General features: G+C 70.4%; 18 protein-coding genes. 17 read left to right on the top strand and 1 reads right to left on the bottom strand.

Annotated features, from left to right (window positions below; translation table 11 throughout):
- Nucleotides 1–366: 366 nt before the first annotated feature.
- The 6 genes from ABTX60_RS27640 to ABTX60_RS27615 all read left to right on the top strand — a co-directional run bounded on the left by ABTX60_RS27640 (nt 367) and on the right by ABTX60_RS27615 (nt 6225).
- Nucleotides 367–1452, top strand: a complete 1086-nt coding sequence (locus ABTX60_RS27640; protein ID WP_352099716.1) for an S-(hydroxymethyl)mycothiol dehydrogenase — start codon at nt 367–369, stop codon at nt 1450–1452.
- On the top strand, nt 1452–2087 hold the full coding sequence (locus tag ABTX60_RS27635) for an MBL fold metallo-hydrolase (protein ID WP_352099715.1): 636 nt from the start codon (nt 1452–1454) through the stop codon (nt 2085–2087). Before ABTX60_RS27640 ends, ABTX60_RS27635 begins: the two co-directional genes overlap by 1 nt.
- A gap of 318 nt (nt 2088–2405) precedes the next feature.
- The gene (gene folP / locus ABTX60_RS27630; protein ID WP_502992407.1) at nt 2406–3311 is read left to right on the top strand and encodes a dihydropteroate synthase; all 906 of its coding nucleotides are present in this window, start codon (nt 2406–2408) and stop codon (nt 3309–3311) included.
- 168 nt (nt 3312–3479) lie between these two features.
- On the top strand, nt 3480–3842 hold the full coding sequence (locus ABTX60_RS27625; RefSeq protein ID WP_352099714.1) for a bifunctional 3-phenylpropionate/cinnamic acid dioxygenase ferredoxin subunit: 363 nt from the start codon (nt 3480–3482) through the stop codon (nt 3840–3842).
- Entirely contained in the window at nt 3839–5002 is a 1164-nt protein-coding gene (locus tag ABTX60_RS27620; protein ID WP_352099713.1) for an NAD(P)/FAD-dependent oxidoreductase, read from the top strand. Before ABTX60_RS27625 ends, ABTX60_RS27620 begins: the two co-directional genes overlap by 4 nt.
- A gap of 92 nt (nt 5003–5094) precedes the next feature.
- Nucleotides 5095–6225, top strand: a complete 1131-nt coding sequence (locus ABTX60_RS27615) for an aromatic ring-hydroxylating oxygenase subunit alpha (protein WP_352099712.1) — start codon at nt 5095–5097, stop codon at nt 6223–6225.
- A gap of 71 nt (nt 6226–6296) precedes the next feature.
- Here the strand turns inward: ABTX60_RS27615 and ABTX60_RS27610 are convergent, their stop codons facing one another.
- Entirely contained in the window at nt 6297–7043 is a 747-nt protein-coding gene (locus ABTX60_RS27610) for an IclR family transcriptional regulator (protein ID WP_107457790.1), read from the bottom strand.
- A 208-nt stretch (nt 7044–7251) separates the two neighbouring features.
- Here ABTX60_RS27610 and betA point away from each other — a divergent pair, with 208 nt between their 5' ends.
- The 11 genes from betA to ABTX60_RS27555 all read left to right on the top strand — a co-directional run bounded on the left by betA (nt 7252) and on the right by ABTX60_RS27555 (nt 24669).
- On the top strand, nt 7252–8913 hold the full coding sequence (gene betA, locus ABTX60_RS27605; RefSeq protein WP_352099711.1) for a choline dehydrogenase: 1662 nt from the start codon (nt 7252–7254) through the stop codon (nt 8911–8913).
- Nucleotides 8914–9109: 196 nt separating this feature from the next.
- The gene (locus tag ABTX60_RS27600; protein ID WP_352099739.1) at nt 9110–10579 is read left to right on the top strand and encodes an aldehyde dehydrogenase family protein; all 1470 of its coding nucleotides are present in this window, start codon (nt 9110–9112) and stop codon (nt 10577–10579) included.
- A 19-nt stretch (nt 10580–10598) separates the two neighbouring features.
- Nucleotides 10599–11687: a quaternary amine ABC transporter ATP-binding protein gene (locus ABTX60_RS27595; RefSeq protein ID WP_352099710.1), complete on the top strand. Its 1089-nt coding sequence runs from the start codon at nt 10599–10601 to the stop codon at nt 11685–11687.
- Nucleotides 11687–13696 (top strand): ABC transporter permease, encoded by a 2010-nt coding sequence (locus ABTX60_RS27590; RefSeq protein ID WP_352099709.1) that lies wholly within the window; start codon nt 11687–11689, stop codon nt 13694–13696. Before ABTX60_RS27595 ends, ABTX60_RS27590 begins: the two co-directional genes overlap by 1 nt.
- A gap of 13 nt (nt 13697–13709) precedes the next feature.
- Nucleotides 13710–14672, top strand: coding sequence for an ABC transporter substrate-binding protein (locus ABTX60_RS27585; protein ID WP_352099708.1), 963 nt, complete (start codon nt 13710–13712; stop codon nt 14670–14672).
- A 227-nt stretch (nt 14673–14899) separates the two neighbouring features.
- Entirely contained in the window at nt 14900–17338 is a 2439-nt protein-coding gene (locus ABTX60_RS27580; protein ID WP_352099707.1) for a GcvT family protein, read from the top strand.
- 95 nt (nt 17339–17433) lie between these two features.
- On the top strand, nt 17434–18294 hold the full coding sequence (locus ABTX60_RS27575) for a bifunctional methylenetetrahydrofolate dehydrogenase/methenyltetrahydrofolate cyclohydrolase (protein WP_352099706.1): 861 nt from the start codon (nt 17434–17436) through the stop codon (nt 18292–18294).
- Nucleotides 18291–19574 carry a serine hydroxymethyltransferase gene (gene glyA / locus ABTX60_RS27570; protein ID WP_352099705.1) on the top strand — a complete coding sequence of 428 codons (1284 nt, stop codon included), beginning with the start codon at nt 18291–18293 and terminating at the stop codon, nt 19572–19574. Before ABTX60_RS27575 ends, glyA begins: the two co-directional genes overlap by 4 nt.
- A complete protein-coding gene (locus tag ABTX60_RS27565; RefSeq protein WP_352099704.1) occupies nt 19571–20803 on the top strand; it encodes a sarcosine oxidase subunit beta family protein in 1233 nt (410 codons plus the stop codon). Before glyA ends, ABTX60_RS27565 begins: the two co-directional genes overlap by 4 nt.
- Nucleotides 20804–20831: 28 nt before the next feature.
- A complete protein-coding gene (locus ABTX60_RS27560) occupies nt 20832–24071 on the top strand; it encodes a sarcosine oxidase subunit alpha family protein (RefSeq protein WP_352099703.1) in 3240 nt (1079 codons plus the stop codon).
- Complete coding sequence (locus ABTX60_RS27555) at nt 24064–24669, top strand: sarcosine oxidase subunit gamma (RefSeq protein ID WP_352099702.1); 606 nt, start codon at nt 24064–24066, stop codon at nt 24667–24669. Before ABTX60_RS27560 ends, ABTX60_RS27555 begins: the two co-directional genes overlap by 8 nt.
- Nucleotides 24670–24756 lie beyond the last annotated feature (87 nt).

The raw sequence follows: 24756 nt of genomic DNA, 5'->3' as shown, positions 1-24756 counted from the left end.
GTCGTTGGCCGCTCGCAGACACTTCCTTCTACTGCGATCGCAGTACACGGGTGATCGGCTTGTACGCACCTCGCCACGAGCCGGAACCGGAGCCCGAGCAGGGGCCTGGTTCGGTGTCGGCCGAGGCCATGGCGGATGCGCAGTCCGCGAGCTGAGCTGCCCGGGCGGCGGCCTTGCCCGCCGTGCGCCTGCGGAACTGCCGTCCGCCGCCTCGCCGATCCGGCCGAGTCGGTCCGGTTCCGGTCGACCCCTTGACCCCCGGTGTCCTCCTCCCCGATGCTCAGTTGCGTATAGCGGTGCATGTGCCTGATGAAGCAACTCATGGATCAGTGCACCCGCGCGAGTTTCCCGTCTGAGGAGCAGCTCATGGCTCACGAGGTACGTGCCGTCGTCGCCCGGAAGAAGGGCGCCCCGGTTTCCGTCGAGACGATCGTCGTCCCCGATCCCGGTCCGGGCGAGGCGCTGGTCAAGGTCGAGGCGTGCGGCGTCTGCCACACCGACCTCCACTACCGCGAGGGCGGGATCAACGACGAGTTCCCCTTCCTTCTGGGCCACGAAGCAGCCGGCCGCGTCGAGGCGGTGGGGGAGGGGGTCACCGGCGTCGAGCCCGGGGACTTCGTCATCCTCAACTGGCGTGCCGTGTGCGGCCAGTGCCGGGCGTGCAGCAAGGGCAAGCCCTGGTACTGCTTCGCCACCCACAACGCGACGCAGCCTATGACACTGCTGGACGGCACCCCGCTCTCGCCCGCTCTCGGCATCGGTGCCTTCGCGGAGAAGACCCTGGCCGCCGCCGGACAGTGCACCAAGGTGGACCCGGCCGCACCGGCGGCCGCAGCCGGGCTGCTCGGATGCGGTGTCATGGCGGGCTTCGGCGCGGCCGTCAACACCGGTGCCGTCGGGCGGGGGGACTCCGTCGCCGTCATCGGCTGCGGTGGTGTCGGCATGGCAGCCGTCGCCGGCGCCCGGCTCGCCGGCGCGTCCAAGGTCATCGCCGTCGACATCGACCAGCGCAAGCTGGACCGTGCCATGACCATGGGGGCCACCCACACCGTCGACGGCGCCAAGAGCGACGTGGTGGAGGCGGTGCGCGAACTCACCGGCGGGTTCGGCGCGGACGTCGTCGTCGAGGCCGTGGGCCGCCCGGAGACGTACCGGCAGGCCTTCTACGCGCGGGACCTGGCCGGCACGGTCGTACTGGTCGGTGTGCCCACCCCGGAGATGAAGGTGGAGCTGCCGCTGCTCGACGTCTTCGGTCGCGGCGGCTCGCTGAAGTCCAGCTGGTACGGCGACTGCCTGCCCTCGCGCGACTTCCCGGCCCTCATCGACCTGTACCTGGGCGGCCGGTTCGACCTGGACGCGTTCGTCTCCGAGACCATCGGCCTCGGTGATGTGGAGGAGGCTTTCGAGAAGATGCACGGCGGCGACGTGCTGCGTTCCGTGGTGGTGCTGTGATGGCCGGTGCACTCCGTATCGAACGCCTCGTCACGAGCGGGACGTTCAGTCTCGACGGCGGCACCTGGGACGTCGACAACAACGTCTGGCTCGTCGGTGACGACGACGAGGTGGTCGTCATCGACGCGGCACACGACTCCGACGCCATCCTGGAGGCCGTCGGCGACCGCCGCGTGTCGGCCGTCGTGTGCACCCACGCTCACGACGACCATGTGCGCGCCGCACCGGACGTCGCTCTCGCCACCGGCGCGCGCGTCCTGCTGCACCCCGACGACCAGGTGCTGTGGAAGATGGCGCATCCGAACCGACGCCCCGACGGCCCCCTCGCCGACGGCGACGAACTCGTCGTGGCGGGCATCGGGCTGCGCGTCCTCCACACGCCAGGCCACGCACCCGGGGCCGTGTGCCTGTACGCGCCCGACCTCGGGGCGCTGTTCAGCGGCGACACGCTGTTCGCGGGAGGGCCCGGCGCGACGGGGCGCTCGTACAGCGACTTCGGCACGATCATCACCTCGATCGGCGACCGGCTGCTGACGCTCCCCGGCGAGACGGTCGTGCACACCGGACACGGTGACACGACCACCATCGCGGCGGAAGCCCCGCACCTGGAGGCGTGGGCCGCCCGCGGCTGGTGACACGAGCACCGCCGTACCGGCCGGGGTGGCCGAACGCCCTCGGTCCTCCAAGTCCCGAGCGGGCACCGACCAGGACTGGTATCACCTGGGGGTCCGACCCGGACCGGAGTGGGACGAGACCGAGCTGAAGGCCTCCCGGCTGGTCGCGCCGGCGTCCGGACCCCGTCGCGCGGCCGGGGTCACGCACCTGCCTTGACAGTGCCGGGCGCCCGTCCTCACACTCGTTGCCCAAATCGCACATCGTTCCTCTCTATGCAACGAGGTGGAGCAGTCCATGACGACTTCCGTGCGTCCCCTCGCCGACCCGCCCCGCGCCGCATGAGCACCGCCGCCCAGGACACTCCCGCCCTGTTCCCGCGAGGTCTTCCCCGTCCGGGCCGGACCCTGGTGATGGGCATCGTGAACGTCACGCCCGACTCGTTCTCCGACGGCGGTCGGTGGTTCGATCCGGAACGGGCCGTCACACACGGACTCGCACTACTGGAGGAGGGCGCGGACCTCCTGGACGTGGGCGGCGAGTCGACCCGCCCCGGCGCCACGCGTCCGACGGTCGAGGAGGAACTGCGGCGCGTGCTGCCGGTCGTCCGCGCACTCGCCGCCGCGGGCGCGAGGGTCAGTGTCGACACCATGCGGGCCGAGGTCGCCGCCCGCGCCGTCGAGGCCGGCGCCGTCCTGGTCAACGACGTCTCCGGGGGACTCGCCGACCCGGCGATGCTGCCACTGATGGCGCGGGCCGGTACGCCCTATGTGGTGATGCACTGGCGTGGGCACTCCGACGGCATGCAGGCGCAGGCCGTCTACGACGACGTCGTCACCGACGTCGTCGACGAGTTGCGGGCGAGAGTCGATGCGGCCGTGAACGCCGGAATCCCGCCGGACTGTCTCATCGTCGACCCGGGACTGGGATTCGCCAAGGACGCCGAGCACAATTGGCGACTCCTCGGCCGCCTCGCCGAGGTCGCCGCCGCGCTCGGCCGGCCGGTTCTGGTGGGCGCGGCGCGGAAGGCGTTTCTCGGCCACCTGCTGAGGGACCCGGAGACGGGCCGGCCCCGCCCGGCGCACCTGCGGGACGCGGCCACCTCCGCCGTGTCGGTCCTGGCCGCCGTGCAGGGCGCCTGGTGCGTCCGTGTCCACGACGTCTCCTCGACGGCCGACGCGGTGCGCGTGACCGCCCGCTGGGGTATCGAGAACGGGTCGACGCGTTCGCCGGTGCCCCGGTTCTGAGGGGTACCCGGCCTGACCTGCGTTTCCTATGGCGCAGGACGTTTCATATCACGCAACGAAAAATCGGGGCGGCGAGCGACCCGTGAACTCCTTGACAAGGGTTTGTGGGCGACCCCAAACTGGCGTTGCGTTCACCGCAATCCGTTTCGCTATACGCACCGAGGTGTCATGATGATTCCCGCGTGCCGTCTCGTGGATCTGCCCCGAGGCGAGGCCCACAGGCTCGACATCGACCCGCCGGTCTCGGTGTTCCACACCGACGACGGCGAACTCTTCGCCATCGACGACACATGCACCCACCAGGACGCCTCGCTCGCCGACGGCTGGCTGGAGGGTGGCGAAGTCGAATGCCCGCTGCACGCCTCGAAGTTCAACCTCAAGACCGGAGCCGTCGACGCCCCGCCGGCCAAGCTCCCGGTGCGCACGCACGAGGTCTTCGTCGAGGACGGCATGATCTACGTCCGGCTGTCCACGGCAGCCCCGAACCTGCCTCCCTGCATCGCCGCCCGGCTCGCCGGGGGCGTCGCGTGAGGACGGTCGCCGTGGTGGGCGCGTCGCTGGCCGGTCTGTCAGCGGCGCGCTCCTTGCGAAAGCAGGGGTACGACGGCCGGCTGGTCGTCATAGGCGACGAGCTCCACCGTCCGTACGACAGGCCGCCCCTGTCCAAGGAGTTCCTGGCCGGCGGCATCGGCGAAGCCGAGCTCGCGCTGGAGCCGGACGACGAGGATTTGCAAGCGGAGTGGCTGCTCGGCGCCCGCGCCGCCGGACTCGACACGACACCCCGCGCCGTGCGGCTCACCGACGGCCGGGAGGTGAGAGCCGACGGCGTCGTCATCGCCACCGGCGCTTCCGCCCGCACCCTGCCCGGCATGGACGGCCTGGCCGGTGTGCACACGCTGCGCACCCTGGACGACGCCCGCGCCCTGCGGGACGAACTGGCCCGGGGTGGACGCCTGGTCGTGATCGGCGGCGGCTTCATCGGCGCCGAGGTCGCCTCCACCGCCTACGCCCTCGGCCTCGACGTGACCATCGTCGAGGCGGCGCCCACCCCACTGGCCGGACCACTCGGCGCGACCATGGGCAGCATCGTCTCCGCCCTCCACGCCGACCACGGCGTACGCCTGTTGTGCGGAGTCGGCGTCAAGGGACTGAGCGGCGAGACCCGCGTCGACGCCGTTCTGATGGAGGACGGCCGCAGCATCCCAGCCGACATCGTCGTCGTGGGTGTCGGGGCCCGCCCCTGCGTCGACTGGCTGGCGGGCTCCGGCGTCGAACTCGACGACGGCGTCAAGTGCGGCGCGGACGGCCGCACCAGCCTGGCCGGCGTGGTCGCGGTCGGCGACTGCGCCTCCTGGTACGACCCGCGCGCGGGCACCCACCGCCGCGTCGAGCACTGGACCGGCGCCCGGGAACGCCCCGACGCGGCGGTGGCCGCCCTGCTCTCCTGGGGCGAGTCCGAACCGGGAGTCCCGAGGCCGCCGTACTTCTGGTCCGACCAGTACGGCGTGAAGATCCAGTTCGCCGGCAACGCGTCGCGCGCCGACAGCGTCACCATCGAGGAAGGTGCCGCTGACGACCGTAACGTCCTGGCCGTCTACCGGCGTGCCGGGCACCCGGTCGCCGTCCTCGGGATGAACCAGCCCCGGCTGTTCATGCGCTGGCGCAAGCAACTCGCGGCCCACACGTCCTGAGAAGGGCGTTGCTCCTTGATCCGCCGACGTCCGGTGCAGCTCGTCCCGGCGCGTGCATGCCCGACCCATGACGTTCCTCCGAGGAGTGCACTGTGACCTCGACCGGCCTGCCGGAAAGTCTCATCGCCACCCTGCCCGGCTCCGCCTACACGGACCCCGGGTTCTTCGCCCAGGAGCAGGAGAACATCTTCGAGGCGATGTGGTTCTGCGCCGTGCGCTCCACCGACCTCGCCGGCCCCGGGGCCTTCCGGACCGTCCAGGTCGGCCGCGAGAGCATCCTCCTCACCCGTGCACGCGACCAGTCCATACGCGCCTTCTTCAACGTCTGCCGGCATCGCGGAGCCAAGCTGTGCACGGCGGAGAGCGGCGAGGTCAAGCGCGCCTTCCAATGTCCCTACCACGCCTGGACGTACGACCTGACGGGCAAACTCGTCGCGGCGCCCAACCTCACCAAGATGCCCGATGTCGGCCGCACCGAGTACGGCCTGGCAGCCGTGGCGACGCGCGAATGGCTCGGCTACGTGTGGGTGTGCCTCGCCGAGGACCCACCCCCCTTCGACGAGGTCGTGCAGGACGTGGTCGCGCGTCTCGGCGACACGGAGTCGATCGAGCACTACGGCATCGAGGACCTCGATGTCGGCAGACGGATCGTCTACGACGTCCGGGCGAACTGGAAGCTCATCGTCGAGAACTTCATGGAGTGCTACCACTGCGCGACGATCCACCCCGAACTCACCGAGGTGCTCCCCGAGTTCGCCGATGGCTATGCCGCCCAGTACTACGTGGGACACGGCGCGGAGTTCGGCGCGGACGTCAAAGGCTTCACCGTCGACGGCTCGGAGGGCCTCGACCGCATCCCGGGCGTCACCGAGGAACAGGACCGCCGCTACTACGCGATCACCGTCCGGCCGCAGGTGTTCATCAACCTCGTGCCCGACCACGTGATCTTCCACCGGATGTTCCCGGTCGCCGCGGACCGCACGATCGTGGAGTGCGACTGGCTCTACCTCAAGCACGTCGTCGAGAGCGGCAAGGACGTCAGCCGGTCGGTGGAGCTCTTCGACCGGGTCAACCGGCAGGACTTCGACGCGTGCGAGCGCTGCCAGCCAGCGATGAGCTCCCGGCTGTACGCCAAGGGAGGGGTCCTCGTGCCCAGCGAGCACCACATCGGCGAGTTCCACACCTTCGTCCAGGATCGCCTGGGCGCGGGGCGGCCGCAGTAGCGGCGCCTCCCGGCGTCCCGTACCCCTTGAGTCCGGTGTGCGGGGCGGCCGGCGCAGACGGCGCGGCGGGCTCAGCCCAGGTATCCCATCCGATGACTGATCTCGTCCGCGCCCTTGACCAGCACCGGAGCGAGGTCGTGCATACGGTCCTCGGTGAGCCGGTACGCAGGCCCCGAGGCACTGATCGCCGCGATGACCTCTCCGTCCCGGTTGCGGACCGGGGCGGCCATGGCGTGCAGGCCCGCCTCGAATTCCTCCAGCGTCCAGGAGTAGCCGCGCTCCAGCGCCTCGGCTAGGTTCTTCTCCAGCTTCGTCTTCGCGGTCAGGGTGCGGGGCGTCATCTTCTTCAGTCCCGCGTCCGACAGCAGCGCGGCACGCTCCTTCGCCGGCATGTGGGCGAGCAGGATCTTGCCGCTGGACGTGGCGTGCAGCGGCGTCAGCTGGCCGACCCAGTTGAACGCGGTGACGGCGCCCGGGCCGCGCACCTGGTACAGGTTGATCGCGTACTTCTCCTGCATCACGGCGAGGTTCACCGTCTCGCCGATCTCCTCGGCGAGACGCTCACAGACCGGCCGGCTCTGCTGGGTGATGTCGATGCGCCCTGTGACCGCGCCGGCGAGACGGACGATGCCGAAACCGAGGCGGTACTTTCCGCGCTCACCCGCCTGTTCCACCAGGCCGCGCACCTCCAGAGCGCCGAGCAGCCGGAACGCGGTGGACTTGTGGACGTCGATCTCGGCGGCTACCTCGCTGACGCCGGCCTCGCCGCGCCGGGCCAGGATCTCCAGCACGGTGATGGCCCGGTCGACCGACTGCACCCCACCGGTCGGCGCACTTGTCGTTTCGGTATCTGCATGGTAGTTGCTCACAACGCAACTATACGGGTGATTAACATAGCCGGCAGCGATGCAGGTCACGGGCCTGGAGCGGAAAATCTGAAGTTGCGTTGTCCGCAACCTGGTGCGCATAGAGATACCGGTACTAGCATGCCGCGCATTCTCTACGGCGCGAGCGAGACGAGGCCTCATGGCTGACTTGCAGTACGACTTCGTCATCGTCGGTGGTGGATCGGCCGGCTGTGCACTGGCCAACCGGCTCTCCGCGGATCCCGGCAACCGGGTACTGGTCCTTGAGGCGGGCAGACCCGACTACCCATGGGACGTCTTCATCCACATGCCCGCGGCGCTGACCTATCCGATCGGCAGCCGCTTCTACGACTGGAAGTACGAGTCCGAACCAGAGCCCCACATGGGCGGCCGGCGCGTCTACCACGCGCGGGGCAAGGTCCTGGGTGGTTCCAGCAGCATCAACGGCATGATCTTCCAGCGCGGCAACCCCATGGACTACGAGCGCTGGGCGGCCGATCCCGGAATGGAGAGCTGGGACTACGCGCACTGCCTGCCGTACTTCCGGCGGATGGAGAACTGCCTGGCCGCCGACCGGGACGACGAGTTCCGCGGCCACGACGGCCCCCTCGTCCTCGAACGGGGTCCGGGGACCAACCCGCTCTTCGAGGCCTTCCTCAAGGCCACCGAGGAGGCGGGGCACCCTCCGACCAGCGATGTGAACGGCTATCGCCAGGAAGGTTTCGCCAGGTTCGACCGCAATGTGCACCGCGGGCGCCGTCTGTCGGCCGCGAAGGCGTACCTCAAGCCCGTGCGGAAGCGGCCCAACCTCACCGTCACCACGCGCGCCCTGGTCACCCGCGTCCTCTTCGAGGGCAAGCGGGCCGTCGGCGTCGAGTACCGGCGCGGTCGCGGCAGGCCCCAGCGGGTGCGGGCCGGTGAGGTCATCCTCTGCGGAGGCGCGATCAACTCCCCGCAGCTCCTCCAGCTCTCCGGCGTCGGCAACGCCGAGGAGCTCGCGGCGCTCGGCGTGGACGTCGTACACGATCTGCCGGGCGTCGGCGAGAACCTTCAGGACCATCTGGAGGTGTACATCCAGTACGGCTGCAAGCAGCCCGTCTCCATGCAGCCGTACCTCGCGAAGTGGCGCGCCCCCTTCATCGGCCTGCAGTGGCTCTTCCGCACGGGACCGGCCGCGACCAACCACTTCGAGGCGGGCGGCTTCGTCCGCGGCAACGACGACGTGGACTACCCCAACCTGATGTTCCACTTCCTGCCCATCGCGGTCCGCTACGACGGCTCCGTGCCGGCCGGCGGACACGGCTACCAGGTGCACGTCGGACCCATGTACTCCGACGCCATCGGCTCGGTGAAGATCAAGAGCAAGGATCCCGCCGAGCACCCGGCGCTGCGCTTCAACTACCTCTCCACCGAGCAGGACCGCCGCGAATGGGTCGAGGCCGTCAGGGTCGCGCGCAGGCTGCTCAACCAGCCCGCCCTGGAGCCGTTCAACGCCGGGGAGGTCTCGCCCGGCCCGTCCGTGGAGAGTGACGAGGAGATCCTCGCCTGGGTCGCCAAGGACGCCGAGACCGCGCTGCATCCGTCCTGCACCTGCAAGATGGGCACCGACGAGATGTCCGTCGTGAACCCGGCCGACCTGCGCGTGCACGGCGTGGAGGGACTGCGGGTCGTCGACGCGTCCGTGATGCCCTACATCACCAACGGCAACATCTACGCGCCGGTGATGATGATCGCCGAGAAGGCAGCCGACCTCATCCTCGGCAAGGAGCCGCTGCCGCCGTCCGGCGCCGCGTACTACCGGCACCGCGAAGCATCCGCGTAACCCACTGTTCTCAGACAGCCGACCGGCCCGGAAATCCGGTGGTCCGGGCTGGTCGGCGTCGGGTTCTATGGGGTGCCTCCTTGGTGAAACCGTCATCGGCCAACCCCTTGACGTGCGTTCTCGCCTTCTCCAGAGTGTTCCACCACAAGCAATGCGGTGCGTGATGCGCAACGCGATTCGCTCGAAGGGCCCCGACGTGGCAGACCTGTACGTGGATGGCAAATGGCGGGATCCCGTGGCCGGAGGCCGGCGGGACATCCGCTGCCCCGCAGACGGCACACTCTCCGTGACCGTCTCCGAAGGAGCCCGCCCCGACGCCGAGGCGGCCATCGCCGCGGCCCGGCGGGCCTTCGACGAGGGGCCGTGGCCACGTACCCCCGAGCGCGAGCGCGGCGCGCTCCTGCTGCGCACCGCCGACATCCTCGAACGCGACGCCGGCGCGTTCGCCCGCGCCGAATCACTGGACACCGGCAAGCGGCTGGTGGAGAGCGAGTACGACATCGCCGATGTCGTCTCCTGCTTCCGCTACTTCGGAGGGCTGGGCGGCACCGACGCCGGCCGCGTGATCGACACCGGCCGCGACGACGCCGTCAGCCGCGTCGTCTACGAACCGATCGGCGTGTGCGCACTGATCACCCCCTGGAACTACCCATTGCTACAGGCGAGTTGGAAGGTCGCACCGGCACTCCTCGCCGGCAACACGATCGTCCTCAAGCCCAGCGAGCTCACCCCCTCCACCTCGATCCTGCTGATGAGGGCCCTGGCGGAGGCCGGACTTCCCGACGGCGCCGCCAATCTCGTACTGGGCACCGGACCCGAGGTGGGAGCACCGCTCGCCCAAGACCCCGCCGTCGACATGGTCTCCTTCACCGGCGGCCTGGACACCGGCAGACGCATCATGGCCACCGCCGCCGCGACCGTGAAGAAGGTCGCCCTGGAACTCGGCGGCAAGAACCCCAATGTCGTCTTCGCCGACGCCGACTTCGAGACGGCCGTGGACTTCGCGCTCACGGCCGTCTTTCTGCATTCCGGGCAGGTCTGCTCGGCGGGCGCCCGGCTGATCGTCGAGGACTCGCTGCACGACCGGTTCGTCGACGAGGTGGTCCGCCGCGCCCGGCACATCCGCCTCGGTGGCCCCTTCGACCCACAGGCCGACACCGGCCCGCTGATCTCCGCCCAGCACCTGGCGAAGGTCGAGGCGTACGTCGCGGCCGGACTCGCCGAGGGCGCAGTCCTGCGCTGCGGCGGCGAACGCCCGGGCGACCCGGCCCTGGCCGACGGCCACTACTACCCGCCGACCGTGCTCGACGCGTGCGGTCAGCACATGCGCGTGGTACACGAGGAGTCCTTCGGGCCCGTCCTCACCGTGGAGCGCTTCACCGACGAGGACGACGCGGTACGCATCGCCAACGACACCGAGTACGGACTCGCCGGCGCCGTCTGGACGCAGGACGCCGGCAAGGCCCAACGGGTCGCGCGCCGACTGCGCCACGGCACGGTGTGGATCAACGACTACCACCCCTATGTGCCGCAGGCGGAATGGGGTGGGTTCGGGCACTCCGGCGTGGGCCGGGAGCTGGGACCGACGGGCCTGGACGAGTACCGGGAGCCCAAACACATCTGGCAGAACATCCAACCCCGGCCGCAGCACTGGTTCCGCGGCTGAACGCCGAAAGAGGTCGAACATGACCCCAGCAACGACCGAGGCGCCGCGGCGGCGCGGCACCCCCCAGGACGCGGCACCCACCCCGGTCATCTCCGTACGCGAGCTGTGGAAGGTGTTCGGGCCGAAGGCGGCCCAGGTACCCGGCTCCGAGGAACTGCGTGGACTCACCCGCCGCGAACTGATGGACCGCACCGGATGCACGGCCGCCGTGCGCGACGTGCACTTCGACGTCGCGCCCGGCGAGGTGTTCGTCGTGATGGGCCTGTCCGGTTCCGGCAAGTCCACCCTGGTGCGCTGCCTGACCCGGCTCATCGAACCCACCGCGGGCGAGATCCTCTTCGAGGGCGAGGACATCCGCGACGCGGACGCGAGCCGCCTGCGCGAGCTGCGCCGCAGCAAGTTCTCCATGGTCTTCCAGCACTTCGGGCTGCTGCCGCACCGCCGGGTCGTCGACAACGTGGCCTTCGGCCTGGAGATCCGCGGCATGAGCAGAGCCGAGCGCACCAGGCGCGCGCTGGAGGTCGTCGAACTCGTCGGCCTCTCCGGGTACGAGAGCTCCTACCCCGACCAGCTCTCCGGCGGCATGCAGCAGCGCGTGGGCCTCGCCCGCGCCCTGGCCGGCGACCCCGATGTCCTCCTCTTCGACGAGCCGTTCTCGGCGCTCGACCCGCTGATCCGGCGGGACATGCAGAACGAGGTCGTCCGTTTGCACCACGAGGTCGGCAAGACGATGGTGTTCATCACCCACGACCTGTCCGAAGCACTGCGCCTGGGCGACCGCATCCTCATCATGCGCGACGGCAGGATGGTCCAGTGCGGCACCGGCGACGAGCTGGTCGGCGCCCCCGCGGACGACTATGTACGCGACTTCGTCCGGGACGTGCCCCGGGGTGACGTGCTGACCCTGCGGTGGATCATGCGCCCGGCGGAGCCGGACGACCTTCTCGACGGTCCCGAACTGGGCCCGGACGTCGTGGTGAAGGAGGCCACGCGGGCGGTGCTCGCGGCCGACAAGCCGGTCAAGGTCGTCGAGAACGGCAAGCTGCTCGGCATCGTCGGTGACGAAGAGATCCTCGCGGTGGTCGCCGGGCAGGAAGGCGACGCGTGATGACCGTCGCCGTGCAGAAGACGCGGAGGCCGGAGAGAACCGGGACCGAGGAGCCGCCCGCTCCCGCCCGGCGCACGCGCACGGTCAGCCGTTCGATGGTCGTGGCCGCGATTCTGGTCGCCTGGCTCGTTCTCTTCGCCGTGCTGCGCGGCAAGCAGACCCTGTCCCTGGCCGCGGCCGATCTGACCGACCTGCACCGGTGGTTCAACGACGTCAACGACTCCATCGGTGCGAACCGCAACTCCAACCCGCTCTTCCTCTACTTCTTCAACGAGATCCGCCTGGTCATCGACACCCTGGTGACCTTCGTCCAGCAGCTGATCTCGCAGCCGACCGCGGGCCGCCCGGTTCCGCAGATCGGCTGGCTCGGTGTGGTGGGCATCGTCGGCTACGTCTCCTGGGCCGTGGGAAATTGGCGGGTCGCGCTGCTGGCCGTCGCCGGCTTCACCTTCCTCGGTCTGCAGGGGCTCTGGCAGGAGAGCATGGACACGCTGGCGCTGACCCTCTCCGCGGTCTTCGTGGCGCTGCTGTTCGCTCTTCCCCTCGGGGTGTGGGCCGGGCTGTCCGACCGTGTCAACCGGATCGTGACGCCGTTCCTGGATTTCATGCAGACGATGCCGACTTTCGTGTACCTGGCGCCCCTGACCCTGTTCTTCCTCATCGGCCCGGCCTCCGCCACCATCGCGACGGCCATCTATGCGGCACCACCCGCGATCCGCATCACCGCCCACGCCATCCGCTCGGTGCCCGAGACCACGGTCGAGGCGGCGGACTCGATGGGCGCGACGCGGCGCCAGGCGCTGCTGAAGGTCCTGCTGCCCATGTCGAAGCGGACCGTGGTGATGGGCGTCAACCAGACCATCATGGCCGCCCTGGCCATGGTGACCATCGCGGCCCTGATCAACGCGCCCGGCCTCGGAGCGACCGTCGTCCAGGCGCTGCAGTCACTGGACGTCGGCACGGCGTTCAACGCCGGACTCGCCATCGTCGTCATGGCCATCGTGCTGGACCGGGTCACCACCGCCGCGAGTGGACGCGCGGACACGGCCCGGGGTTCGGACAGTCCCTTCCTCAAGTGGCGGCGGCACCTGCTGGTGGCCGGGGGAGTGGCGGCCCTGGTCCTGGTGTACCTGTCGCACACGTATCTGTGGGCGGCCGAGTTCCCCGGCGAGGGCAGCACCGGAAGCACCATCGCCAGGGCGGCGACCGATGTGACCGCCTGGGCACAGGACAACCTGTCGGGCCTGACCAACGCCTTCCGGGACGCCCTCACCAACGGTCTCCTCAACCCTTTCCAGACCCTGCTGACGGACTCCCCGTGGTGGCTCGTGGGCGCTGCCCTCGTCGCGCTCGGCTCGGTGCTGGGCGGATGGCGCGCCGGGGCCACCACCGCCGTGTGCGTGGGCCTGCTCGTCGGCACCGGTGTGTGGTCGGACGCCATGACGACCCTGGCGTCCACCGCGGTGGCGACCGTGCTCGTGATGCTGCTCGGCGTCGTTCTCGGGGTGTGGATGGGCCGCAGCGCGCTCGTCGACCGGCTGCTCAGGCCTTCCCTGGACGCGGCCCAGGTCATGCCGCCGTTCGTCTATCTCGTGCCGTTCCTCGCGCTGTTCGGGGCGACACGGTTCACGGCGATCGTCGCCGCGATCGTCTACGCGGCACCCGTCGCCATCAAGATCATCGCCGACGGGGTGCGGGCCGTGCCCGGGACCACCGTCGAGGCGGCGATGTCCACCGGGTGCAACACCTGGCAGATCATCACCAAGGTCCAGCTGCCGATGTCACGGGGAGCCCTGACCCTCGCCACCAACCAGGGCCTGATCTACGTGCTGTCGATGGTCGTGGTGGGCGGCCTGGTGGGCGCGGGCGCCCTCGGCTACGACGTCGTGGCCGGGTTCTCGCAGGGCCAGCTGTACGGCAAGGGACTGGCGGCCGGACTCGCCATCGTCCTGCTCGGAGTCATGTTCGACCGGATCACTCAGGCAGCGGCTCGCCGCGCCGGGGCATAAGGAGCACCTCACCATGGCACGACACTGGAGAGCCGGCGCTGCCGGCCTGGCCGTCCTCGGCCTCACCCTCACGGCCTGCGGGGGCGCGAAGGTCGGCGACGACAGCGCGGCCGGCTCGGGCAGCTCGGGCAAGTGCGGCACCTTCAACCTCGCGATCAACCCGTGGGTGGGCTACGAGGCGAACGCGGCGGTCCTCGCCTACGTCGCCGAACACGACCTCGGCTGCAAGGTCGAGCAGAAGGACCTCAAGGAGGAGATCGCCTGGCAGGGCTTCGGGACGGGCGAGGTCGACGCCGTCGTCGAGAACTGGGGCCACGACGACCTGAAGAAGAAGTACATCACCGAACAGAAGACGGCCGTCGAGGCCGGCCCGACGGGCAACAAAGGCCTCATCGGCTGGTACGTGCCGCCGTGGCTGGCGAAAGCGCACCCTGACATCACCGACTGGAAGAACCTCGACAAGTACGCGTCGAAGTTCAAGACTTCGGAGTCGGGAGGCAAGGGCCAGCTCCTCGACGGCGATCCCTCGTACGTGACCAACGACGAGGCGCTGGTGAAGAACCTCAAGCTGGACTTCAAGGTGGTGTACGCGGGCAGCGAGACCGCGCTCATCCAGGCCTACCGCAACGCCGAGAAGAACAAGGAATGGGTCATCGGCTACTTCTACGAGCCGCAGTGGTTCCTGTCCGAGGTGCCGCTGAAGAAGGTCAGCCTTCCCGAGTACAAGGAGGGCTGCGACGCCGACGCGGAAAAGGTCGCCTGTGACTACCCCGTGTACGAACTCGACAAGATCGTCAGCGCGAAGTTCGCCAAGTCGGGCAGCCCTGCCTATGACCTGGTGAAGAACTTCACCTGGACGAACGACGATCAGAACACCGTGGCCAAGTACATCGCGGTGGACAAGATGGCGCCCGAGGCCGCGGCGAAGAAGTGGGTCGAGGCCAACCGCGGCAAGGTCGACGCCTGGATCAAGTAGGGCGCGGGAACACCCGTGTGAGTCCGGCCGCAGAGGCCCGGCAGGCTGTGTCGTCAGCCTGCCGGGCCTCGCCGTTTTGCGCCGGTACCTCCCCGTCGCGCCCGGGTGTTTTTCCGGCGTCGCGGACCTCTTGACACGCCGATGCACGGCGGGCACATTGAGTTGCGCAACCTGAACCCTGTTGCGTAGACAGCAACTGGATCGCTTTCAACGTCGGAGGTGCGGCGATGGCGGGACCCCGGGTGGTCATCATCGGAGCGGGCGTCGTGGGGGCAGCGCTCGCCGACGAGATCTCCGCGCGCGGCTGGACCGAAGTGACCGTGGTCGACCAGGGCCCACTGCCCGCCACCGGGGGCTCCTCGTCGCACGCCCCGGGCCTGGTCTTCCAGACCAACCCCTCCAAGACCATGACCGAGATGGCCCGTTACACCGTCGAGAAGTTCTGCTCCCTCGACGTCGACGGGCAACCCTGCTTCCTCCAGGTCGGCGGCCTGGAGGTGGCCACCAGCCCCGAGCGCGTCACCGAGCTCCAGCGGCGCCACGGCTGGCTCGCCTCCTGGGGCATCGAGTCCCGGCTGCTGACCACCGAGGAGTGCGTCGCACAGCACCCCCTCGTCAACCCCGACAAGGTCCTCGCCGGCCTCCACGTCCCGACGGACGGCCTCGCCAAGGCGGTCCTCGCCGTCGAGGCGCAGATCCGCCGGGCCACCGAGCGCGGCGTCGACTTTCTCGCCCGCCACGAAGTCCTCGACGTCCGGCAGGCCGAGGGCGAGGTGACCGGCGTCCTGACCGACCAGGGCGAGATTCCCGCCGACATCGTCGTGTGCTGCGCCGGCATCTGGGGCCCGAAGATCGCCCGCATGGCCGGCATGAACCTCCCGCTCACCCCGCTCGCCCACCAGCTCGCCTGGACGGGCCCGGTCCCGGCCCTGGCCGGACAGACGCAGGAGGCGGTCCGCCCGATCCTGCGCCACCAGGACGCCGACCTCTACTACCGCGACCGCTTCGACGGCCTGGGCATCGGCTACTACGGCCACCGCCCGATGCCGATCTCCGCCGACGACATCCTCTCCGTGGACGAGTCCGACCAGATGCCCTCCGTCCTGAAGTTCACCGAGGAGGACTTCGAGGAGGCCTGGAGCGAGACCCAGTCCCTGCTCCCCGCGACGAAGGACGCCAAGGTCGAGGAAGGCATCAACGGCCTGTTCTCCTTCACCACCGACGGACTGCCCCTGCTCGGCGAATCCCCCGACGTCAAGGGCTTCTGGGTCGCCGAGGCCGTCTGGGTCACGCACTCCGCAGGCGTCGGACGGGCCATGGCCGAGTGGCTCGTCGACGGCTACTGCTCCTCCTTCGACCTGCACGAGTGCGACGTCAACCGCTTCGAACCGCACCAGCTCTCGCCCGAGTACGTACTGGCCCGCGACTGCCAGAACTTCGTCGAGGTCTACGACATCCTCCACCCCCTCCAGCCGTCGGGGGACCCACGCCCGATCCGCACCAGCCCGTTCCACACCCGCCAGCAGGAACTGGGGGCCTTCTTCCTGGAGGCGAACGGCTGGGAGCGCCCGCAGTGGTACGAGGCCAACGCGGGCCTCGTCGAGGGCCGTTCCATCGTCACCCCCAACGACTGGGCCGCGCGGTACTGGTCGCCCATCGTCGCCGCCGAGGCCCAGACCACCCGAGAGACCGTCGCGATGTACGACATGACGGCCCTCAAGCGGCTCGAGGTCAGCGGACGCGGCGCCGGCGAGTTCCTGGAGCGGCTGTGCACCGGCAAGGTCGCCAAGTCCGTCGGCTCGGTGACCTACACGCTGCTCCTCGACCACGACGGCGGCATCCGCAGCGACGTCACCGTCGCCCGGCTCGCCCCCGACCTCTTCCAGGTCGGCGCCAACGGCAACCTGGACCTCGACTGGTTCACCCGCCACCTGCCCGTCGACGGCACGGTCCAGGTCCGCGACATCACCCCCGGCACCTGCTGCATCGGCCTGTGGGGACCGCGCGCCCGCGACGTCCTCCAGCCCCTCACCGACGCCGACTTCTCCGCGACCGGCCTGAAGTACTTCCGCGCCAAGCGCGCCCACATCGGCTCCGTGCCCGTCACCGCGATGCGCCTGTCGTACGTCGGCGAGCTCGGCTGGGAGCTGTACACCACCGCCGACCTGGGGCAGAAGCTGTGGGACACGCTGTGGCGGGCGGCCGAGCCGGTGGGCGGCATCGTGGCCGGGCGGGGCGCCTTCAACAGTCTCCGGCTGGAGAAGGGCTACCGCTCCTTCGGCACGGACATGACGTACGAGCACGACCCGTACGAGGCGGGTGTCGGCTTCGCCGTGAAGCTCGACAAGGACGACTTCGTCGGGAAGGCGGCGCTGGAGCGGCGCAAGGCCGATGTCCGGCGGAAGCTGACCTGTCTCACGATCGATGACCCGAAGGCCGTCGTCATGGGCAAGGAGCCGGTGTACGACGGGGACTGTGCGGTGGGGTACGTCACCAGTGCGGCTTATGGCTACACGATCGGCAAGGGCATTGCCTATGCGTGGTTGCCCGTGGAACTCGCGGAGCCGGGGACCGTCGTGCACATCGGGTACTTCGATCAGTCCGTCGAGGCGGTAGTGGCTCAGGAGCCTTTGTTCGATCCGACGATGTCCCGGCTTCGTGGCTGAGTCGTCGCCTGCGGGCGCGTCGTGGCTTGTCGCGCAGTTCCCCGCGCCCCTCAAGGGGGCGTTCAGCTACACCCTCGTTGGAAGGAACCCTTGAGGTGACTGCACAACTCCTCGACGGCAAGGCGACCGCAGCCGCCATCCGGCAGGAACTCGCCGAGCGCGTGGCCAAGTTGACCGCCCTCACCGGCCGGGCACCTGGCCTTGGCACGGTCCTGGTCGGCGACGATCCGGGCAGTCACGCCTACGTCGGTGGCAAGCACCGGGACTGCGCGCAGGTCGGGATCGCCTCCATCCGGCGGGAGCTGCCCGCCGACGCCTCCCAGCAGCAGGTCGAGGAGACGATCGACGAGCTCAACGCCGACTCCGCCTGCACCGGCTACATCGTCCAGCTCCCGCTGCCCCGCCACCTGGACGCCAACGCCGTACTGGAGCGCATGGACCCGGCCAAGGACGCCGACGGACTGCACCCCGTCAACCTCGGCCGGCTCGTCCTCGGCGTCGAGGCGCCCCTGCCGTGCACCCCGCGTGGCATCGTCGAACTCCTACGCCGCCACGACGTACCGCTCGCCGGAGCCCGGGTGTGTGTGATCGGGCGGGGCATCACGGTCGGACGGCCGATCGGGCTCCTGCTCACCCGCCGCTCCGAGAACGCCACCGTCACCCTCTGCCACACCGGAACCAAGGGCCTGGCCTGGCACGTACGCGAGGCGGACATCGTCGTCGCGGCCGCCGGCTCGCCCGGGCTGATCACCAAGGACATGCTGCGTCCCGGCGCGGCCGTCCTGGACGTCGGCATCACCCGCACCGACCAGGGCCTGGCCGGAGACATCCACCCGGGCGCCGCCCAGGTCGCCGGATGGCTCGCGCCGATGCCCGGGGGCGTCGGCCCCATGACCCGCGCCATGTTGCTCGCCAATGTCGTCGAGGCCGCCGAGAGGAACGCGAACGCCGTATGAACGCGCTGAACACCCCCCTGGCGGAGCTGGACCCCGAGGTCCACGCCGCGCTCCGCGCCGAGCTGCACCGCCAGCAGTCCACCCTGGAGATGATCGCCTCCGAGAACTTCGCGCCCTCCGCTGTGATGGAGGCCCAGGGCTCGGTGGCGACCAACAAGTACGCCGAGGGCTACCCCGGCCGCCGCTACTACGGCGGCTGCGAACACGTCGACGTCACCGAGCGACTGGCCATCGAGCGCGTCAAGTCCCTCTTCGGCGCGGGCTTCGCCAACGTGCAGCCGCACTCGGGCGCCCAGGCGAACACCGCCGTCTTCTTCGCCCTGCTCCAGCCCGGCGACACCGTCCTCGGCCTCGATCTCGCGCACGGCGGGCACCTCACGCACGGCATGCGCATCAACTACAGCGGCAAGATGCTCAACGTGGTGCCGTACCACGTGTCCGAGGCGGACAACCTCGTCGACATGGACGAGGTAGAGCGGCTCGCCAAGGAGCACCGCCCCAAGATGATCATCGCGGGCTGGTCGGCGTACCCCAGGCAGCTGGACTTCGCGGTCTTCCGCAGGATCGCCGACGAGGTGGGCGCCCTGCTGATGGTCGACATGGCGCACTTCGCCGGGCTGGTGGCGGCCGGCCTGCACCCGAGCCCCGTACCGCACGCCCACGTCACGACCACGACGACGCACAAGACCCTCGGGGGCCCGCGAGGCGGCGTCATCCTCACCAACGAGGCCGACCTCGCCAAGAAGATCAACTCGGCGGTGTTCCCCGGCATGCAGGGCGGCCCCCTGGAGCACGTCATCGCCGCGAAGGCGGTGTCGTTCAAGGTCGCCGCGACACCGGAGTTCGCCGAACGCCAGGCTCGGACGCTCGCCGGGTCCCGCATCCTCGCCGAACGCCTCACCCGGGCGGACGCGGCGGCGGCCGGAGTGAAGGTGCTGACCGGCGGCACGGACGTCCACCTCGTCCTGGTCGACCTGCGCGACTCCGAGCTGGACGGCCGCCAGGCCGAGGACCTGCTCCACGAGATCGGCATCACCGTCAACCGCAACGCCGTGCCCTTCGACCCGCGTCCGCCCGTGGTCACCTCGGGCCTGCGCATCGGCACCCCGGCCCTGGCCACCCGCGGCTTCACCGAGGAGGACTTCGCCGAGGTCGCGGACGTCATCGCCATGGCCCTCCAGCCGGAGCCGGACATGGCCGCCCTGCGTGCCCGCACGGAGGCCCTGGCCGCCAAGCACCCGCTCTACCCGCACCTGTCCCACAACGGAGACGCCCGATGAGCCCCCGCACCCCCGGCGCCGAGCTCCCCGAACACCCCGACTGGCTGTGGCGAAACCCGGAGCCGAAGCGCTCCTACGACGTCGTCGTCGTGGGCGGCGGCGGACACGGCCTGGCCACCGCGCACTACCTGGCGAAGAACCACGGCATCACCAATGTCGCCGTGCTGGAGAAGGGTTGGCTGGCGGGCGGCAACATGGCCCGCAACACCACGATCATCCGCTCCAACTACCTCTGGGACGAGAGCGCCGGCATCTACGAGCACGCCCTCAAGCTGTGGGAGGGCCTGGCGGACGAACTCGACTACCCGATCCTCTTCTCCCAGCGCGGCGTACTGAACCTCGCCCACAGCCTCCAGGACGTCCGCGACAGCGTGCGCCGCGTCGAGGCCAACCGCCTCAACGGCGTGGACGCCGAGTGGCTCGACGCGGACGGCGTCAAGGACGTCTGCCCGATCGTCAACATCTCCCCGGACGTGCGCTACCCCGTTCTGGGCGCCACCTACCAGCCCCGCGCGGGGATCGCCAAGCACGACCACGTCGCCTGGGGCCTGGCCCGCTCCGCCGACGCCGCCGGCATCGACATCATCCAGAACTGCGAGGTCACCGGCCTCGATGTGGTCGGCAACCGGGTGGTCGGAGTCCGGACCACCCGGGGCCCGATCGCCGCGGGCAAGGTGGCGCTCTGCTCGGCGGGCCACACCTCGGTCCTGGCGGCCATGGCGGGCATCGAACTCCCCGTGCAGAGCCACCCCTTGCAGGCGCTCGTGTCGGAGCTGCTGGAACCGGTCCACCCGACGGTCGTCATGTCCAACGCGGTCCACGTCTACGTCAGCCAGGCCCACAAGGGCGAGCTGGTGATGGGCGCCGGCATCGACGCGTACAACTCCTACACCCAGCGCGGCGCCTTCCACATCATCGAGGAGCAGATGGCGGCGGCCCTCGAACTCTTCCCGGCCTTCGCCCGCGCCCACGTCCTGCGCACCTGGGGCGGCATCGTCGACGTCAGCCCCGACGCCTCGCCCATCATCGGCCTCAGCCCGGTGGACAACCTCTACCTCAACTGCGGCTGGGGCACCGGCGGTTTCAAGGCCACCCCCGGTGTCGGCTGGGTCTACGCCCACACCATCGCCCACGACACACCGCATCCGCTGAACGCCCCCTTCTCGCTCGACCGTTTCACCACCGGCGCGCTCGTCGACGAGCACGGCGCGGCCGCGGTGGCCCACTAGGACCACTGGAAGCTTTGGGAGCCGATCCATGCTGCTGATCCCCTGCCCGTGGTGCGGACCTCGCGACGAGGCCGAGTTCCACTACGGCGGCCAGGCCCATGTGCCGTACCCGGAGGCCCCGGCGTCCCTCACCGACGAGGAGTGGGCCCGCTACCTCTTCTTCCGCGACAACCCCAGGGGCCCCTTCGCCGAGCGCTGGAGCCACACCGCGGGCTGCCGCCGCTGGTTCAACGCCGTACGGGACACGTCGACGAACGAGATCCTGACGGTGTACCGGGCGGGGGAGGAGCGCCCGGCCACTTTCGAGGCACGCTCGGTGACGTCAGCCCGTCCGGCGTTTGAGGACGAGGCCGTCCAGGCCGAAGGGAGGTCTGGGGGCGCGGCCCCCAGCGGGATCGAAGGGGCAGAGCCCCTGGAGCAAGGGACGGGCAGGGGCGGCGGGGGCGAAACAACCCAGCCCTTCCGCCACCCCACCCGAGGCCGCATCCACCGCGACGAGCCCCTCACCTTCACCTTCGACGGCACGGAGTACCAGGGCTACAGAGGCGACACCCTCGCCTCCGCCCTCCTCGCCAACGGCGTCATCCAGACCGGCACCAGCATCAAGCTGGGCCGCCCTCGCGGCATCTTCTCGGCCGGCGTCGAAGAACCCAACGCCGTCATCCAGATCGAGGAACCCTTCCCCGAGCCCATGCTCCCGGCCACCACCGTCGAGCTCTACGACGGCCTCGTCGCGACCGGCCTCCCCGGCCAGGGCCGCCTCGCCACCGAACCGGACCCGGCCCGCTACGACGCCGTGCACACCCACTGCGACCTCCTGGTCGTCGGCGCGGGCCCGGCCGGCCTCGCCGCGGCGGCGGCCGCCGCCCGATCGGGCGCCCGCGTCATCCTCGCCGACGACCAGCCGGAGCCCGGCGGCAGTCTCCTCGGCACGGGCGAACTCCCCGACTGGGTGGCCGAGACGACCGCCCGGCTCGACGCCGCCCCCGACGTACACGTCCTGCGCCGCACCACGGTCTTCGGCTACTACGACGACAACCACCTGCTCGCCGTCGAGCGCCGCACCAACCACCTCGGCGCCGCGGCTCCCCAGAAGGTCTCCCGGGAACGCGTCCACCGCATCAGGGCCCGCCACGTCGTCCTCGCCACCGGCGCCCACGAACGCTCGCTGGCCTTCGCGGACAACGACCGGCCCGGCGTGATGCTGGCCGCTTCGGCCCGCGCCCACGTCAACCGCCACGGGGCCCTGCCCGGTCGCCACGCGGTCGTCTTCACCACCAACGACAGTGCCTACGCGGTGGCGCTGGACCTCGCCGCGGCGGGCGTCGCCATCGAGGCCGTGGTCGACACCCGCCCCGAGCCGGGGGAGTGGGCCGAGCGCACCCGCCGGGCCGGCATCGAGGTGCTGACGGGGCACGCCGTCACCGCCACGGACGGTGCCCCGCGTCTCACCGCCGTGACCGTCGCCCCGTACGGGGCGACCACAGGGCGACGGAAGTTCGCCGCCGACCTGCTCCTGGTCTCCGGAGGCTGGAACCCGGTCGCGCACCTGTTCAGCCAGGCCGGGGGCAAGCTCCGCCACGACGAGGAGCTCGGCAGCTTCGTCCCCGACACCTCCCGCCAGGCCGTCGAGGTCGCGGGCGCCGCGAGCGGCGTCTTCGACCTCGCCCGAGTCCTCGCGCAGGGGACGGCCGCCGGTGCCCGCGCGATGGAGGCCGAGGGCTACACCGCCGAGACGCCCCTCCTGCCGCAGGTGGCGGAGCAGCCGCAGACGCCGCCCATGCAGGTCTTCACCGTCCCGGGACGGGAAGGCGCCCCGCGCTTCGTCGACCTCCAACGCGACGTCACCGTCGACGACCTCGCCCGGGCGACCGGCGCCGGAATGCGCTCGGTCGAGCACACCAAGCGCTACACCACGGCCGGCACCGCCAACGACCAGGGCAAGACCTCCGGCGTCCTGGCCAGCGGTGTCGTCGCCGAACTGCTCGGCGTGGAGATCTCGGCGCTCGGCACCACCACGTTCCGGCCCCCGTACACCCCGGTCTCCTTCGCAGCCCTCGCCGGCCGCGACCGCGGCGTGCTGAGCGACCCGGTCCGCACCACCGCCCTGCACGAGTGGCATGTCGCGCACGGCGCTCTCTTCGAGAACGTCGGCCAGTGGAAGCGGCCCTGGTACTACCCGCAGCACGGCGAGGACATGGAGACGGCCGTGCTGCGCGAATGCGCCGCCGCCCGCCAGGGCGTCGCCTTCATGGACGCCTCCACCCTCGGCAAGATCGACGTCCAGGGCCCGGACGCCGCCGTCTTCCTCGACCTGCTCTACACCAACATGATGAGCACCCTGAAGGTCGGCATGATCCGCTACGGCGTGATGTGCCGACCGGACGGAATGGTCTTCGACGACGGCACCGTCATCCGCCTCGACCAGGACCGCTACCTGGTCACCACCACCACGGGCAACGCCGCCACCGTGCTGGACTGGATGGAGGAGTGGCTCCAGACGGAGTGGCCCGACCTCAAGGTCCACTGCACCTCCGTGACCGAACAGTGGGCCACCGTCGCCCTGGTCGGTCCGAAGTCCCGCGAGGTGCTCGGCTCACTCGCACCGCGACTGGCTGTGGCCAACGACGACTTCCCGTTCATGGCATGGCGGGACACGACGGTCGCGGGCATCGAGGCCCGGGTGTGCCGGATCAGCTTCTCCGGCGAGCTCGCCTACGAGATCAACGTCTCGCCGTGGGAGGCCCTCGCCCTGTGGGAGGCGCTGTACACGGCGGGTGACCCGTACGGCATCACCCCGTACGGCACGGAGACCATGCACGTCCTGCGCGCGGAGAAGGGCTATCCGATCGTCGGCCAGGACACCGACGGCACGGTGACACCGCAGGACCTCGGCATGAGCTGGGCGGTCTCGAAGAAGAAGCCCGACTTCATCGGCAAGCGTTCCTTCGCCCGCGCCGACACCGTCCGCCCCGACCGCAAGCACCTGGTCGGTCTGCTCCCGGAGGACCCTGGCACATTCCTCCCCGAGGGCACGCACCTGGTCGCCGACAGCGTGCTGCCCGCGCCCCCCGTCCCGATGCTCGGCCACGTCACGTCCAGCTACCGCAGCGCGGCCCTCGGCAGGACCTTCGCCCTCGCACTGGTCAAGGGCGGACGCGAGCGCATCGGTGAGCGCCTCTACGCCCCCGTCGGTGACCGGCTGGTCCCGGTGACCGTCGCGAGCCCCGTCCTCTACGACCCCGAGGGAGCCCGCCGCGATGGCTGACACCGCCCTTACCGCCCCGCTCCGCAGCCCCCTGTCGCACGCCGCGGACCGGCTGGCCGCCGCGACCCGCACCTCCCGGGGCGCCGTCCGGCTCGCGGAACTCCCCTTCCTGACCCAGATCAACGTCCGCCTCGATCCCAAGGGAGCGGCGGTGGACGCCGTGGGGCTGGCGCTGGGCCTGCAACTGCCCGTCGAGCCCGGTACCGTCGTCCGCACGGGGGAGCTGACCGCGCTGTGGCTCGGCCCCGACGAGTGGCTCGTGGTCGGACCGCCGGGCGGCCGGCGCGGACTGGAGAACCGGATCCGTGAGGCCGCCGGTGACGAGCCCGCGTCCGTCGTCGACGTCTCGGCTCAGCGCACCACGCTCCTCGTCGCCGGGCCCCGTGCCCACGACCTGCTGGCCCACGGCTGCTCGCTCGACCTGCACCCGCGCGTCTTCGGCCCGGGCCGCTGCGCCCAGACGACCCTGGGCCGCACCCAGGTCGTCCTGGTGGCCCGTGACGACCCGAGGGCCGGGTTCTGGGTACTGGTCCGCTCCTCCTTCGCCGGCTATCTGACGGACTGGCTCCTGGACGCCGCCGTGGAATGGACGGGCTGACCGGGACACCACGAAAGCGGCGGTAGGAGAACCGGTACCTGGTTCTCCTACCGCCACTTGGTGTGGTTCTGTCCTGGGCGGTGACCC

The organism is Streptomyces sp. NPDC126510 (assembly GCF_040302345.1).
GTDB lineage: Bacteria > Actinomycetota > Actinomycetes > Streptomycetales > Streptomycetaceae > Streptomyces.
This window is presented reverse-complemented; position numbering and strand designations above follow the sequence as displayed.

What these genes read in the sequence shown, in the direction of transcription:
- ABTX60_RS27640 (WP_352099716.1), top strand. Translation starts at nt 367, where the DNA reads ATGGCTCACGAGGTACGTGCCGTCGTCGCCCGGAAGAAGGGCGCCCCG.
- ABTX60_RS27635 (WP_352099715.1), top strand. Translation starts at nt 1,452, where the DNA reads ATGGCCGGTGCACTCCGTATCGAACGCCTCGTCACGAGCGGGACGTTC.
- folP (WP_502992407.1), top strand. Translation starts at nt 2,406, where the DNA reads ATGAGCACCGCCGCCCAGGACACTCCCGCCCTGTTCCCGCGAGGTCTT.
- ABTX60_RS27625 (WP_352099714.1), top strand. Translation starts at nt 3,480, where the DNA reads ATGATGATTCCCGCGTGCCGTCTCGTGGATCTGCCCCGAGGCGAGGCC.
- betA (WP_352099711.1), top strand. Translation starts at nt 7,252, where the DNA reads ATGGCTGACTTGCAGTACGACTTCGTCATCGTCGGTGGTGGATCGGCC.
- ABTX60_RS27595 (WP_352099710.1), top strand. Translation starts at nt 10,599, where the DNA reads ATGACCCCAGCAACGACCGAGGCGCCGCGGCGGCGCGGCACCCCCCAG.
- ABTX60_RS27590 (WP_352099709.1), top strand. Translation starts at nt 11,687, where the DNA reads ATGACCGTCGCCGTGCAGAAGACGCGGAGGCCGGAGAGAACCGGGACC.
- ABTX60_RS27585 (WP_352099708.1), top strand. Translation starts at nt 13,710, where the DNA reads ATGGCACGACACTGGAGAGCCGGCGCTGCCGGCCTGGCCGTCCTCGGC.
- ABTX60_RS27580 (WP_352099707.1), top strand. Translation starts at nt 14,900, where the DNA reads ATGGCGGGACCCCGGGTGGTCATCATCGGAGCGGGCGTCGTGGGGGCA.
- glyA (WP_352099705.1), top strand. Translation starts at nt 18,291, where the DNA reads ATGAACGCGCTGAACACCCCCCTGGCGGAGCTGGACCCCGAGGTCCAC.
- ABTX60_RS27565 (WP_352099704.1), top strand. Translation starts at nt 19,571, where the DNA reads ATGAGCCCCCGCACCCCCGGCGCCGAGCTCCCCGAACACCCCGACTGG.
- ABTX60_RS27560 (WP_352099703.1), top strand. Translation starts at nt 20,832, where the DNA reads ATGCTGCTGATCCCCTGCCCGTGGTGCGGACCTCGCGACGAGGCCGAG.
- ABTX60_RS27555 (WP_352099702.1), top strand. Translation starts at nt 24,064, where the DNA reads ATGGCTGACACCGCCCTTACCGCCCCGCTCCGCAGCCCCCTGTCGCAC.